Below are 13,161 nucleotides of genomic sequence, written 5' to 3'. Positions count from 1 at the left end.
CTCACTCAGCATGACCGTTCCGGGGGATCGCAGTGGCACCATGCTGGGCCCGTACCGCCTCGTCCGACTGCTCGGGCGCGGCGGTATGGGCGAGGTGTACGAGGCGGTCGACACCGCCAAAGACCGCACTGTGGCACTCAAGCTGCTGCCACCGCAGCTGGCGCACGACGACGAGTACCGGACCCGCTTCCTGCGCGAATCGCAGACCGCGGCGCGCCTCAGCGATCCGCACGTCATCCCGATCCATGGCTTCGGGGAGATCGACGGCCAGCTGTTTCTGGACATGCGGATCGTCGACGGCCAGGACCTGCGCGCCCTGATCCGGCAGGGCCCGGTGCCCGCCGACCAGGCGGTCGCGATCATCGAGCAGATCGCCGGTGCGCTCGACACCGCCCACCAGGCCGGGCTGACACACCGCGACGTGAAGCCGGAGAACATCCTGCTCGACCGCCGCGGGTTCGCCTACCTCGTCGACTTCGGGCTCGTGCAATCGGCCGGGCAGACGTCGCTGACCTCCACCGGTTCGGCGATCGGCTCGTTCAACTACATGGCGCCCGAGCGCTTCGGCACCGGCGCGCCGGTGGGCCCGCCCGCCGACGTCTACGCGCTCACCTGCGTGCTGTACGAATGCCTCACCGGAGCGAAGCCGTTCGGCGACGACAGCATGGAACAGATCATCGCCGGGCACCTGCACCGGCCGTTGCCGCCGACCGGCGGACCGCTGGACGCGGTGATCGCCCACGGCACCGCGAAGGATCCGGCGCAGCGCTTCGCCTCGGCCGGCGCGCTCGCCACCGCCGCGCGCCAGACCCTGAACGGCCGGCCGCCCGTCCTCCCGCACGCGACGACCCAGGTGGCGCCGGTCGGCGCCCTGGGTACGCTGCCGCCGCAGCCGCCGATTTCGCCGCAGCCGGTCCCGCCGCAGGGGTCGAACCGCTCGATGAACCTCGTTCTGGCCGGCATCGCCGCGGTCGCCGTGTTCGCCGCCGTCGGAACTGCGATCGCGTTGTGGCCCAGTGGAAACGACGACGATCCAGACCTCGCCGCCACATCGGTCACCACCACGATCGAGGCGAAGACCACCACGATCACCGAATCGGCGGCCGACGAACCGTCGACCACCGCAACCAGCGCACCGAGCAGGACGACGACCACGCTCACCCCGACGTCGACGCGCGGCACCGGCGACCTCGGCCTGTCGACGCCGATCACCACGCCGAGTTGCACGGGCGAGACCGTCACCTTCGTCTACAACGCGATCACGCCGGGCGCGTACGCACAGGAGGTCGCCGCGGCGCTGCAGCAGTACCCGGGAGCGTCGTACTTGCGCACCGACCAGGCCTGCGCGTCGCTCAAGCAGTCCCAGGACGGTAACCCGATCTACGCCGTCTACTACCCCGGCGCCACGGTGTCGGAGACGTGCGCCATCAAGTCCCGTATCGGCGGCGGCAGCTACTCGCGGCGACTGGATCACTCCACCGCGGTCGGCACCGAGATCTGCTGACCGGGCAGCGGCGCCGGGCGAGCTCGATTCCGACTGTGATGTTGGCAACTCCGAGCCCGGACAGCCTGGCCCGGTCGGCCCTGAAATGCCGGGTGGCAGCACTGATGTCTTCAACCCAACGCTGAGGCGAACGGTCCGAATCGTTCACCTTGAGGCGCTACCATCCAGTCGTGCTGGAAAACCTGAACAAGAAGGCCAAGAGTGTCGGCCTGCACATCGCCGATGCGAAGAAGCCGAAGCTGTACACGATCCGCAAGATCAAGAACGGCAAACTGGTCGCGAAGAACGTGTCCGGAGACGAGGCACTGCAGATCATCAAGAAGTACAAGTGATCCCAGGCGCCAGGTTCGTCGCGCAGGCTGCGTTGCGACCCGCGCGATTCCTACTCGACCTTCCCGACGGTTCACGTCCCAGCACCGTGACCTGACCGGCCACCTCGTGGTGATCACCGGCGCCTCCTCGGGCATCGACGAAGCCGCCGCCCATCAATTCGCCGACGCGGGCGCCGAGGTGATCGCCGTCGCGCGCGACCTCGACCGACTCACCGCCGTCTGCGATGCGCTCACTCGGACCGGTGCCACCGCCCACCCGATGACCGCGGACCTGTCCGACGTCGACGCCGCCGCCGACCTCGCCGCGCAGATCCAGGCTCGCTTCGGTACCCCGGACGTGCTCGTGAACAACGCCGGCCGTTCCATCCGCCGCTCGGTCCTCGACACCGTCGACCGCTTTCACGACTACGAGCGCACCATGGCGCTGAACTACTTCGGCGCGGTCCGCCTGACCACCGCGCTCCTGCCCGCGATGCAGAATCGGGGCCGCGGCCGCATCATCAATGTCGTGACCTGGGGCGTCGCCGCCGGTTCCATGCCCAAGTTCAGCGCCTACCACGCATCCAAGGCCGCACTCGCCGCCTTCGGCCGCAGCCTCGACGACGAGTGCCGCGGCACCGGCGTCACCGTCAGCAACGTGGGCTTTCCCCTGGTCCGTACCCCGATGATCGCTCCCACCGCCGACTACGACGACGCCGTCGCGCTGTCCGCGGAGGAGGCGGCGAGCTGGATCGTGCAGACGGCGAAGACCGGCGAGGCCGAAATCTATCCGCGCTACGCGGTGGCCCTGCGCGCCGTCGCCGAGGTGTCGCCCCGCTGGGCGGGCGATCTGATCCGACGCGCGGGAATCTGACACACTAGCGGGCATGGCCGACTTCATGTCCCGCGCAGACCTCGACTTCCTCCTCCACGACTGGCTGGACGTCGCCGCACTCACCGAACGGCCGCGCTTCGCCGAACACTCGCGCGAAACCTTCGACGCGGTCCTCGACCTCAGCCACGACATGGCCGCCAAGCTGTACGCGCCGCACAACAAGAAGTCGGACCAGACCGAACCGCAGATCGGACCGGACGGCAAGGTAGTCCTGCTCGACGAGATCGCGACCGCGGTGCACGCGTTCGCCGAGGCCGGCCTCAACGCCGGCTCGTTCGACGAGGAGCTGGGCGGAATGCAGTTGCCGCACACCATTTCTCGCGCGTCTATGGTGAACTTCCAGGCCGCAAACGCGGCGACGTCGTCGTACAGCTTCCTCACCGTCGGCAACGCGAACCTGCTGGCCAAGTACGGCTCACCCGAGCAGATCGACACCTGGGTGCGCCCCATGCTCGAAGGCCGTTTCTCGGGCACCATGTGCCTGTCCGAGCCGCAGGCCGGATCGTCGCTCGCCGACATCACCACCCGCGCGGTCCCCCAGGGCGACGGCACCTACGCGATCACCGGCACCAAGATGTGGATCTCGGCCGGCGACCACGAGATCACCGAGAACATCGTGCACCTCGTCCTTGCCAAGGCACCCGGCGGCGGCCCCGGCACCAAGGGCATCTCGCTGTTCGTGGTCCCCAAGTTCCTCACCGACGGCACCCGCAACGACGTCGCACTGGTCGGCCTCAACCACAAGATGGGCAATCGCGGCACCACCAACGCGCTGCTCAACTTCGGCGACGGTAGTTTCCCGGTCGACGGCGTCACCGGTGCCGTCGGCTATCTGGTCGGCGAGGAGCACAACGGCCTCCGGTACATGTTCAACATGATGAACGAGGCCCGGATCGGCGTCGGCTTCCTCGCCACCGCCCTCGGTTACGCCGGCTACCTGCAGTCGGTGGAGTACGCGAAGACCCGCGAGCAGGGCCGTCCCGTCGACGCCAAGGGGCCGGACGTGGCACCGGTGCCGATCATCGAGCACGCCGACGTGAAGCGAATGCTGTTGGCGCAGAAGGCCTACGCCGAAGGTGCACTGGCACTCGGTCTGTACGCGTCCCGGTTGGTCGACGACGAGATGACCGCACCGGACGAGGCCGACCGCGCGCGGGCACACACCCTCCTGGAAGTCCTCACCCCGATCGTGAAGAGCTGGCCCAGCCAGTGGTGCCTGGAGGCCAACAGCCTCGCGATCCAGGTGCACGGCGGGTACGGCTACACCCGCGAGTTCGATGTGGAGCAGTACTACCGCGACAACCGCCTCAACCCGATTCATGAAGGCGCACACGGGATTCACGGGCTCGACCTGCTGGGCCGCAAGGTGATCATGAACTCCGGTGAAGGCTTCGCCGTGCTGGCCGACGCCGTCGGCGCCACGGTGGCGCGCGCTGCCGAGGCGGGCGGGGACGCCGCGGTCTACGGCGACGCTCTCGCCGCGTCGCTCGCGCGCCTCGCCGAGGTGACCGCGGCGGCGTGGGCGTCGGGCGACCCGGCACTGGCCCTGGCGAACGCCACCGCGTACCTCGAGGCCGCGGGGCACATCGTGATCGCGTGGATGTGGTTGGAGCAGCTGCTGGCCGTCGGCGACCGCGCGGGCGACTTCTTCAGCGGCAAGCGTGCCGCGGCCCGGTACTTCTTCACCTACGAGCTCCCGAAGACCGGCCCGCAGCTCGACCTGGTGGCCGCCGGCGACCGCACCACGCTCGACGCCGACCCCGCCTGGTTCTGAGGTCGTTCGAACGGTTGAACCTGTGTCCTCCATAACGGGGAAACGCTCGGTATCCGCACCGACCGGCCGCAACCCTGAACATAACCTGAGCGCGCATTAACAACTTCTGAGCATTGGAGACACATGCACGCTCTTCGCCCCACCCTCCGCCAGACCGCGGCCGCGGTCGGCACCGCCTCCGTCGGCGCCGCGATCATCGCCGGCAGCACGCTGGCACCCCTGCCCACGGAAGCGCCGGCTTCAGCACCCGCCGTCGTCGAAGCCTCCCCCGAACTGTCCGCGGCCTTCGGCATTCTCGGTGGCGAGGCCTACGACACCAGCAAGGTCCTCAACGTTCCGGCGGGGACCGACCTGGCGATCGCGCTCGGGCCGGGCGGAGCCAGCGCGGTCGGCACCAAGGGCTCGGTCAGTCTCGCCTTCGCGCTCGGAGGTCTAGCAACTGCGACTTCCGTGGAGATCCCGGAGTACAACCTGAAGCTGGCGAATTCGGCATGCGTTGGAATGCTGACCTTTGCGGTCGCCTCCGGCGGGGCCGGTTGCTTCAACGTGCTCGGCCTCGGCGCGAACCTCAATGTCCCCGCGAGCACCCTGGCGCTGAACCTGTTCAACCCGCTGGCCCTCATTCCGACCCTGCTCGGCATGGATCCGATCGAAGGCATGAAGCCCAACATCGCCACCGTCACGCTGGGCGGCGACAAGGGCATCGAGTTCAGTTCGGACTACTTCGGCAAGAAGGACACGGCCGCGCCGACCCAGCTCGCCGGCGGCGACACGACGAGCCGCAACGCCCTCAGTTTCGGGGTTACCGACACCGACACCGGCACCAACGCCGACACTAACATCAACATCAACATCAACACCAACACCAACGCCGACACCGACACCACGACGGCGATCGAACTGCCCGCGTCTGGCACCACCAGCAGCCAGAGCAGCAGCAACAATCTCGACCTCGAGTGATCTCACCGAGATCGTAAAGAAAAGGGTTTCGACTCGCTGCCATGCACGCAGCGAGTCGAACCTTTTTCGATGGTAGACCCGGTCGGTGAAGCTGACCGGCCCGGTCAGTGCTCGGCGAGCCAGGCCATCACGTCGTCGAGCACCTGCTCCTGCTCGGGCTCGTTGAAGATCTCGTGATAGAGCTCCGGGTAGATCTTGGTGGTCACGTCCGAGCCGCCGCCGAGTTCCCCGATCAGTCGGGTGCCGTCGGCGTTGGCCAGGACATCGCTGCCGCCGTGCAGGGCCAGCGTCGGGACGCTCAGCGTGGGCAGACGTTCGGGGAACGACGCCATGGCGCCGACCAGCGCGCCGCCGAGGCCGGCCGGAATCTTGCCGTGCCACACCAGCGGATCGGCCTCGTACGCGGCGACCACCTGCGGATCGCGGCTCACCCCGGAGGCGGGCAGCGCAGTGGCGGGCAGCCCCGGCAGCAGTCGGCCCAGCACCGGCGCGAGCTTCACCATCACCGGCGGCAGATCGTCGCCCGGGACCACGGCGGGCCCGGACAGGACCAGCCCGGTGAGCTGATCGGGGTGGTTGAGGGCGTAGTCGAGCGCGATGGCGCCGCCCATGCTGTGGCCGAGCATGTACAGCGGCAGGCCGTCGCGCTGCACGCTCGCGATGACCCGTTCCAGATCGGCGCCGAAGTCACTGAAGTCGCTGACGCCCAGTCGCTTGCCGCCCGAGCGCCCGTGACCCGCGTGGTCGGGGGCGATCACCACGTAGCCGGCGGCGGTCAGCCGGTCGATCACGTGGCCGTAGCGGCCCGCGTGCTCGCCGAGACCGTGCACCAGCGCGACGACGCCGATCGGGTCGTTCTCCGGGCGATGCACGTCGTAGACGATGGTGCGTCCGCGACGCCCCTGCAACGAACGCTCTTCGGAAATCATGCGACTGCTCCTTCTTACTGTTCTGCCGCGGTGGGCTCGGGGCCGCCGACGATGTCGGGGCGGGCGAACGGAAGCCGTTCCCACATCAGCGGGAACAACACTCCGGCCAGCAGACCGCCGATCAGCGGCGCCAGCCAGAAGACCCACAGCTGCGGCAGTGCGCCGTCGCCGTTGAAGAACGCGACCGCCGTCGACCGTGCCGGATTCACCGACGTGTTGGAGATCGGAATCGAGATGAGGTGGACCAGCGTCAGCGCGAACCCGATCGCCAGACCCGCGAAACCGATCGGTGCCCGACCGTGGGTGGCGCCCAGAACGATGAGCACGAAGAATCCGGTCAGGATCACCTCGGCGACGATCACCGACCCTAGGGAGTACAGTCCGGGCGAATGGTCGCCGTAGCCGTTTGCCGCCATGTTGCCGGTCGCACTGAAACCGGGCTTGCCGTTGGCGATCAGGAACAGCGCGGCACCGGCCAGCAGTCCGCCGATCACCTGGGACAGCCAGTAGCCGGGCAGATCCTTCCAGGGGAAGCGCCCGCTGACCGCGGCGCCCAGGGTCACGGCCGGGTTGAAGTGGCCGCCGGAGATCCAGCCCACGGCGTAGATCATGGTCAGCACCGAGAGACCGAAGGCCAGCGAGACGCCGAGGAAGCCGATGCCGAGTTGGACCTTGCCTACTGCACCGTCCTTGTCGACCAGGAAGGTGGCCGCGAAGATGGCGCTGCCACAACCGCCGAATACCAGCCAGAACGTGCCAAATGCCTCGGCCAACCACTTGGCGGGCTTGGAGTCAGAACTCACACAGGCTCCTCAATCGATGAATGCTCTTCGTCAATCGTAGGAGACAAGCCTCGTCGGACGGCGGACGGTCAAGCCCTGCTCCGGTCCGGCTTGTCGCCGAAGCCCAGCAGACCCACCACGCCGCGGCCGGCCGACTCGATCACCCCGAGCGGGCGCATCGCGACCTCGCCCAGCGCCACCAACTGCTCCACCTGGCCGACGACCCGTTCCAGACGCGTCACCACACCGGCCATACGGTTGACCGTCGTGTCGACTTTGTCCAGGGAGGTGTTGAGCCGTTCCAGGGTGGTCTCGAGATTCTCGATCGCGCCGTCGAGCTCGCCGATGGTGCCGGTCAGCCCCGCCAGCACCGGGCCCATGTCGCCGAGAATGCCCTCGACCTGATCCACCGTCTGGTCCGCGTTCATCGCCGCCTGTGCGAGCTTGCGCAGTCGTTGCCGCTCGCGGGCAGGTCGGTCATTCATGGGATTGATGGCCATACCGTTGATTATGACCGGCCGGGAATAGGTTTCGGTTGCGTTCGGTTACACGGGTTGCGATACTTCAAATCTGAACTAGCTGGAGGAACCCCATGCCCGCCGTGACCGCAGACACCCTGTCCCTGCCCCGCCTGACCGAGGCCGGCCCTGCCGACTCCGAGCGCACCGTCGTCTCGGTGACCAGCGGGCCGCGCTCCTACGAAGGCGAAGGCTTCCCCGTGGTGCGCGCCTTCGCCGGCGTCTCGGCGGCCGCCCTCGACCCGTTCATCCATATGGACCAGATGGGCGAGGTGGAGTACGAGCCGGGCGAACCGAAGGGCACCTCCTGGCACCCGCACCGTGGTTTCGAGACCGTCACCTACATGATCGACGGCCTGTTCCAGCACCAGGACTCCGCCGGTGGCGGTGGCCTGATCACCGACGGTGCGACGCAGTGGATGACCGCCGGATCGGGCATCCTGCACATCGAGACCCCGCCGGCCGAGCTCGTGGAGTCCGGCGGCACGTTCCATGGCATTCAGCTGTGGGTCAACCTGCCGGCCAAGGACAAGTTCCTCACGCCGCAGTACCAGAACCTCGAGGGCGGACAGTCGGCACTGGTCTCCTCGTCCGACGGCGGCGCCCTGCTCCGCGTCATCGCCGGCGACATCGACGGCCACGCCGGTCCGGGATCCACCCACACGCCGATCGCGTTCGCGCACGCCACCATCGCACCGGGCGCTCAGCTGTCGGTGCCGTGGCGCGAGGACTTCAACGGGCTCGTCTACGTGCTCTCGGGCAACGGCACCGTCGGCGCCGAGCAGCGCCCGATCACCGGCGGACAGCTCGCCGTGCTGGGCAAGGGCGACCGCATCACCGTCGCCGCCGACGCGCACGGGCAGGATTCGCACCGCCCCGCGATGGAGGTCCTGCTGCTGGGCGGACAGCCCATCCGCGAGCCCGTCGCCGCCTACGGACCGTTCGTGATGAACACCCGCGAGCAGTTGGTCCAGGCCATCGAGGACTACCAGGCCGGCCGTCTCGGCGTGATCCCCGACGACGCGCTGATGCCGCACGTCATGCGATGAACCTGACCATCGACGACGCCGATCCGCGGAGTCGGGCGTGGCGCCTGTTCATCGAGACCAGCGCACGCCTGACCACCGCGATCGACGAGCAACTCCGCAGCGAATCGGAGATGACCCTCTCCGACTTCCACGTGATGCTGATCCTGTCCGAGGCGCCCGACCAGCGCCTTCGGATGAAGGAGATCGCGCAGCGGATGGTGTTCACCGCCTCCCGTCTGACCTATCAGGTGGACAGTTTGTGCAAGCGAGGGTGGGTGCGCCGCGAAAAGGTCCCCGAGGACGGCCGGGGCAGCTACGCGATCCTCACCGACGAGGGACGCGCAGCCTTCGAGGCCGCCGCCCGCGGCCACCGCGACCTGGTGAACCACCTGTTCTTCACTCCCCTCTCCCGCAATGACGGTCAGGAGCTGGTCGACATCATGACCCGGCTCGCTGAACCTCTCGACCGAATGGAATAGAGCATGTCCGTCGAACTACGCCCCGCCGCCGACCGCCACTACTGGGCCAACGAATGGCTCACGTCCTGGCAGAGCTTCCCGGCCACCGGCAACTACGACCTGTTCGGCAATGCGCACGGCGTCCTGGTGGTGCACAACGACGACGTGGTGGCCGCCGGCGAAGGCTTGGACGCGCACCAGCACCAGAACATGGAGATCCTCACCTGGGTCCTCGAAGGCGCTGTGCGACATAAGGATTCCCGCGGCCACGAGTTGGTCATGCAGCCGGGCACGCTCGGCTACATGCGCGCCGGTAGCGGCATCACGCACTCGGAGAAGAACGCCGACACCAGCCACCGCGGCGAGCGGCTGCGCGTGGTGCAGATGTGGGTGGCCCCGCACAGCGACGGACTGGAGCCGTCGCACGCCGAACGCGACCTCGCCGCGGCGCTGGCCTCCGGCGAGCCCGTGGTGGCCGCGTCCGGTCGGGCCGAGCATCGCGACTCGGGCGCCATCGAGATCGCCAACCGCTTCGCCGCGCTGCACCTGGCCCAGCCGCGCGCCGGGCAGACCATCGAGTTGCCGGCCGCGCCGTTCGGCCACCTGTACGTGGCACGCGGGCAGGTCTCGGTGAACGGCGCCGAGCCGATCGTCGAGGGCGACGCGCTGCGCACCACCGACGCCGGTCCGCTGACCGTGACCGCCGTCGACGACGCGGAAATCGTCTACTGGGAGATGCACGCGGCCTTCGACGTGTGACAGTGGAGGTATGACCCAATCGCCTCTCGCCGACCACGTCGACGCCCAGATGCCCCTCGCCCGCACCGACCTGGCCGAACTCGTGAGCTTCGCGTCGGTGCACGGCGACGCCACCCGCGTCGACGCCAACCGGTCCAGCGCCGAGTGGGTGGCGGCGCAGTTCGCCGAGCTCGGCTTCGACTGCGAGGTGGTCGACACCTCGGACGGATCGCAGGCGATCGTCGGCCACCGGCCGGGGCCGGCCGGCAGTCGTACCGTGGCGCTCTACAGCCACCACGACGTGCAGCCCGCGGGCGACGAATCCCTCTGGACCACACCGCCTTTCGCACTGACCGAACGCGACGGCCGCTGGTACGGGCGCGGCGCCGCCGACTGCAAGGGCAACCTGGTGGCCCACCTGACTGCGTTGCGCGCGGTCGGCGCCGACGCCTCGTGTGGAGTCCGCATCATCATCGAGGGGTCGGAGGAGTCCGGCGGCGAGGGCCTGGAGGATCTGGTCCGGACGCGACCGGAACTGTTCGACGCCGACCTCATCGTGATCGGCGACGCCGGGAACATCGAGGTCGGCGTCCCGACGCTCACCACCAGCCTGCGCGGCGTCGTGAACGTCCGCGTACAGATCGACGCCCTGCACACCGCGGTGCACTCCGGCCAGTTCGGCGGCCCCGCACCCGACGCGATGGCGGCCCTGATCGCTCTGCTCGCCACCCTCCGCGACGCCGATGGCAACACGACGATCGACGGACTGCCCGCCGACCAGCGGTGGACCGGCGCCGAGTACCCGCCCGAGCGGTTCCGCCCGGACGCCGGCGTGCGGGACAGCGTCGACCTCCTGGGATCGGGCACCCCGGCCGACATGGCCTGGGCGCGACCGGCGGTCACCGTCATCGGCGTCGACGCCCCGAGCATCGACGAGTGCGCGGCCGCGATCATCCCGTCGGCCGCCGCGCTGCTCAACCTGCGGATCCCGCCCGGCATCGAGCCGGCCCAGGCCTACGACGCGCTGGTCGCCCACCTCGAGCGCCACGTGCCCTGGCACTGCTCCATCGCGATCAGCTCCGACGCCGCAGGCTCACCGTTCGCCGCGCGCACCGACGGACCGGGCTACGCGGCCCTGACCGCGGCGATGACCCAGGCGTACGACGGCGCGACCGTGGTGCATTCGGGTCAGGGCGGCTCCATCCCCCTGTGCAACGTGCTGTCCGAGACGGTGCCGCGCGCGGAGATCGCACTGCTCGGCGTGGAGGAACCGCAGTGCCGGATCCACGCCCCCAACGAGAGCGTCGACCCGGCGGAGATCCGTCGGACCGCGCTCGCTGAAGCCATCCTGCTGACCAGCTTCTAGTCTCCGTCGTCGCGGCGTCCGCTCCGCCGTACAGGCGGCAGTCCCACACATCCGCGGCAGTCGGCTCCACAGGCTGCAGCCGGGGCTGCCTCCTCTGGGGCGGACTGCCGCCTTCGGCTAGCAGCGCCCGGCGGGGAACTTGTCGAGGTTGCGCAGCAGCCACTTGCCCACGCGCGTGACCATCGCGGTGCCGTCGCTGAACGATCCGCTGCGCGGTAGGGCCGCCACACTCACGCCGTACTGACCGCGCGGGGTGGTGATCACCGCGAGTTGGCGGACCACCTCCCGGCCGTCGGTGTCCGACGACGGACCCCACCCGCCCTTGACCGCGGCCCGCACTCCGCGCGTGCGGGGCTTCGCGACGCCCCACTGCTGGTTGGGCGCCACGTGGCTCATGTAGTTCAGCACCTGCCCGCTATCGGGCAGGCACGGCAGGTGCGCGGCGAAGATCGACTGATCGGTGAGTGCCCACGGCGTATGGCCGGGGTAACTGCGCGGGCGGTCCACCTCGGACGACACCTGGGTGATCAGGTCATGCCCCTCGCGCAGCACCACGGTGACCGCATCCACGGACCGCTGACCGCCGCCGAGCACGGCCCACAGGTCCTCGGCGGCGGCGTTGTCGGAGAACTCGATGGCCTTCAGTTCCTGCGGAAGCGCCTCCGCGCCGACGTGGCGCTGCGCCGCGATGGACACCGGCACCTTCAACGTCGACCACGCCCGCGCGGTCTTCAACGAGCCGAACGAGATCGGCACGTCCCCGCCCACCGGGGTGATCGCGACGCCGACCTTCCCTGGCAACGACTTGGCCATCGACTTAGTGAGACTACGAAAGCTCTTGTCCAACTGGGCCTTCGGTACCGTCGCCGCGCCGAGACTCCCGTTGCCGAGGCCGAACGGCAGATCCAATGCGTCGGCGGCCCCCGCCCCCGACATCGTCGCGCAGGTCACCGTGATCGTGACGCCCACCCCGAGCAGAAACCGCCGCACCTTAACCACACAAGCCCCTTACGCCTCACCAGTATCAGAGGTAACACTAGGGATCCCGCGGACGACGGCCAAGCCGTGCCGCCCGCCTGAGACCACGACGTGGCCCGGCCGTTATGCATCGAGCGCAGTGACCGAGCCGACCGACTGCACCCTCTTGCACATGGCTTCGACAAGGGCCAACGACAGGTGGCAATTCATCCATTCGGCGGATACCAACTATTCGCCACCATTGATAGGACACTGCAGAACGCCAGATATCGCGATTCGGCACCATCGTTCGGGCACTTGACCTTGGTCTATAGTTCCAGGCATGTATCCAGGCGATGGGCCAGATTTCAGCGGTCAAACGCAGCCACTGCAGACCGGGGGCAGCATGCAGAGTCAGTACCCACAAACCCAGCAACCGCAACGACGGTCCCACACCGCCGTGATCGTGGCTTCCATCGTCTGTGTCAGCCTCGTGGTGACTGCGATCGCATTGGCACTAATCTTCACGGGCAACGATTCCCCGGACTCCACCGCCGCACCTGTGTCCGACGAAACGACGACAGTGATCGAGAAGCCGGGCACTACCCTGACGCAGACCCAAACGGTGGCGCCGGCGCCACCTCCCGCCCCGATGATCAACAACGCACAAGCGGCCCTGAACGCCAACGGATTCGTCTATCCCTGCACCTCGTCGATATACCGCCAGCGCACCGGCACGACGTGCGCCTGGGCCCAGGACGTCCAGTATGAGGTTCAGCGTCGCGGCGGAACCTTCAGCAGCGTGCCGATCTACAGCGCCGGGGCAGGCACCACCATCTATACGAGTTGCCACGACGCAGGCTACTTCTACCAGTGCACCGGCCGAAACTCGACCATCGCCATCCTGAAGTGAAAGCGACGATGCGTCGCCGGATGGCAGT

General features: G+C 68.4%; 14 protein-coding genes. 10 read left to right on the top strand and 4 right to left on the bottom strand.

The features are described 5' to 3' along the window. Window positions 1–10: 10 nt before the first annotated feature. The 5 genes from ABD989_RS12370 to ABD989_RS12350 all read left to right on the top strand — a co-directional run bounded on the left by ABD989_RS12370 (window position 11) and on the right by ABD989_RS12350 (window position 5,444). Window positions 11–1,504: a serine/threonine-protein kinase gene (locus tag ABD989_RS12370; protein WP_345313710.1), complete on the top strand. Its 1,494-nt coding sequence runs from the start codon at window positions 11–13 to the stop codon at window positions 1,502–1,504. Between the two features lie 170 nt (window positions 1,505–1,674). After that, a complete protein-coding gene (locus ABD989_RS12365; protein WP_246994516.1) occupies window positions 1,675–1,836 on the top strand; it encodes a hypothetical protein in 162 nt (53 codons plus the stop codon). Between the two features lie 106 nt (window positions 1,837–1,942). Continuing rightward, window positions 1,943–2,689 carry an SDR family NAD(P)-dependent oxidoreductase gene (locus ABD989_RS12360; RefSeq protein WP_345313709.1) on the top strand — a complete coding sequence of 249 codons (747 nt, stop codon included), beginning with the start codon at window positions 1,943–1,945 and terminating at the stop codon, window positions 2,687–2,689. Window positions 2,690–2,702: 13 nt separating this feature from the next. Then, window positions 2,703–4,484 (top strand): acyl-CoA dehydrogenase, encoded by a 1,782-nt coding sequence (locus ABD989_RS12355; protein WP_345313708.1) that lies wholly within the window; start codon window positions 2,703–2,705, stop codon window positions 4,482–4,484. Window positions 4,485–4,607: 123 nt separating this feature from the next. After that, window positions 4,608–5,444, top strand: a complete 837-nt coding sequence (locus ABD989_RS12350; RefSeq protein ID WP_345313707.1) for a hypothetical protein — start codon at window positions 4,608–4,610, stop codon at window positions 5,442–5,444. 104 nt (window positions 5,445–5,548) lie between these two features. Here ABD989_RS12350 and ABD989_RS12345 read toward each other — a convergent pair whose 3' ends face one another. The 3 genes from ABD989_RS12345 to ABD989_RS12335 all read right to left on the bottom strand — a co-directional run bounded on the left by ABD989_RS12345 (window position 5,549) and on the right by ABD989_RS12335 (window position 7,655). After that, a complete protein-coding gene (locus ABD989_RS12345; RefSeq protein WP_345313706.1) occupies window positions 5,549–6,373 on the bottom strand; it encodes an alpha/beta hydrolase in 825 nt (274 codons plus the stop codon). 14 nt (window positions 6,374–6,387) lie between these two features. Further along, entirely contained in the window at window positions 6,388–7,176 is a 789-nt protein-coding gene (gene aqpZ / locus ABD989_RS12340; protein ID WP_246994505.1) for an aquaporin Z, read from the bottom strand. 68 nt (window positions 7,177–7,244) lie between these two features. Continuing rightward, window positions 7,245–7,655 (bottom strand): hypothetical protein, encoded by a 411-nt coding sequence (locus ABD989_RS12335; protein WP_246994504.1) that lies wholly within the window; start codon window positions 7,653–7,655, stop codon window positions 7,245–7,247. Window positions 7,656–7,747: 92 nt separating this feature from the next. On the opposite strand from ABD989_RS12335, the gene ABD989_RS12330 reads away from it, so the two are divergent. From ABD989_RS12330 to ABD989_RS12315, 4 genes are read left to right on the top strand one after another with little or no spacing between them, the layout of a single operon-like run. Then, entirely contained in the window at window positions 7,748–8,722 is a 975-nt protein-coding gene (locus ABD989_RS12330) for a pirin family protein (protein WP_246994502.1), read from the top strand. Then, window positions 8,719–9,180, top strand: a complete 462-nt coding sequence (locus ABD989_RS12325; RefSeq protein WP_246994499.1) for a MarR family winged helix-turn-helix transcriptional regulator — start codon at window positions 8,719–8,721, stop codon at window positions 9,178–9,180. The genes ABD989_RS12330 and ABD989_RS12325 overlap by 4 nt, the downstream gene beginning before the upstream one ends. A gap of 3 nt (window positions 9,181–9,183) precedes the next feature. Continuing rightward, window positions 9,184–9,918 (top strand): pirin family protein, encoded by a 735-nt coding sequence (locus ABD989_RS12320; RefSeq protein WP_345313705.1) that lies wholly within the window; start codon window positions 9,184–9,186, stop codon window positions 9,916–9,918. A gap of 10 nt (window positions 9,919–9,928) precedes the next feature. Further along, complete coding sequence (locus ABD989_RS12315) at window positions 9,929–11,263, top strand: dipeptidase (protein WP_345313704.1); 1,335 nt, start codon at window positions 9,929–9,931, stop codon at window positions 11,261–11,263. A 117-nt stretch (window positions 11,264–11,380) separates the two neighbouring features. On the opposite strand, the gene ABD989_RS12310 is transcribed toward ABD989_RS12315, so the two are convergent. After that, window positions 11,381–12,262 (bottom strand): serine hydrolase, encoded by an 882-nt coding sequence (locus tag ABD989_RS12310; protein WP_425556531.1) that lies wholly within the window; start codon window positions 12,260–12,262, stop codon window positions 11,381–11,383. Between the two features lie 301 nt (window positions 12,263–12,563). Between ABD989_RS12310 and ABD989_RS12305 the strand changes: the two genes are divergently transcribed. After that, entirely contained in the window at window positions 12,564–13,133 is a 570-nt protein-coding gene (locus ABD989_RS12305) for a hypothetical protein (protein ID WP_345313703.1), read from the top strand. The last annotated feature ends 28 nt before the right edge of the window (window positions 13,134–13,161 follow it).

It is taken from the genome of Gordonia alkaliphila, from assembly GCF_039542465.1.
Taxonomy (GTDB): domain Bacteria; phylum Actinomycetota; class Actinomycetes; order Mycobacteriales; family Mycobacteriaceae; genus Gordonia; species Gordonia alkaliphila.
Note: the sequence above shows the minus strand (reverse complement) of the source record. Positions and strands in the feature narration are given on the sequence as shown.

What these genes read in the sequence shown, in the direction of transcription:
- ABD989_RS12370 (WP_345313710.1), top strand. Translation starts at nt 11, where the DNA reads ATGACCGTTCCGGGGGATCGCAGTGGCACCATGCTGGGCCCGTACCGC.
- ABD989_RS12355 (WP_345313708.1), top strand. Translation starts at nt 2,703, where the DNA reads ATGGCCGACTTCATGTCCCGCGCAGACCTCGACTTCCTCCTCCACGAC.
- ABD989_RS12350 (WP_345313707.1), top strand. Translation starts at nt 4,608, where the DNA reads ATGCACGCTCTTCGCCCCACCCTCCGCCAGACCGCGGCCGCGGTCGGC.
- ABD989_RS12345 (WP_345313706.1), bottom strand. Translation starts at nt 6,373, where the DNA reads ATGATTTCCGAAGAGCGTTCGTTGCAGGGGCGTCGCGGACGCACCATC.
- ABD989_RS12335 (WP_246994504.1), bottom strand. Translation starts at nt 7,655, where the DNA reads ATGGCCATCAATCCCATGAATGACCGACCTGCCCGCGAGCGGCAACGA.
- ABD989_RS12330 (WP_246994502.1), top strand. Translation starts at nt 7,748, where the DNA reads ATGCCCGCCGTGACCGCAGACACCCTGTCCCTGCCCCGCCTGACCGAG.
- ABD989_RS12325 (WP_246994499.1), top strand. Translation starts at nt 8,719, where the DNA reads ATGAACCTGACCATCGACGACGCCGATCCGCGGAGTCGGGCGTGGCGC.
- ABD989_RS12320 (WP_345313705.1), top strand. Translation starts at nt 9,184, where the DNA reads ATGTCCGTCGAACTACGCCCCGCCGCCGACCGCCACTACTGGGCCAAC.
- ABD989_RS12315 (WP_345313704.1), top strand. Translation starts at nt 9,929, where the DNA reads ATGACCCAATCGCCTCTCGCCGACCACGTCGACGCCCAGATGCCCCTC.
- ABD989_RS12305 (WP_345313703.1), top strand. Translation starts at nt 12,564, where the DNA reads ATGTATCCAGGCGATGGGCCAGATTTCAGCGGTCAAACGCAGCCACTG.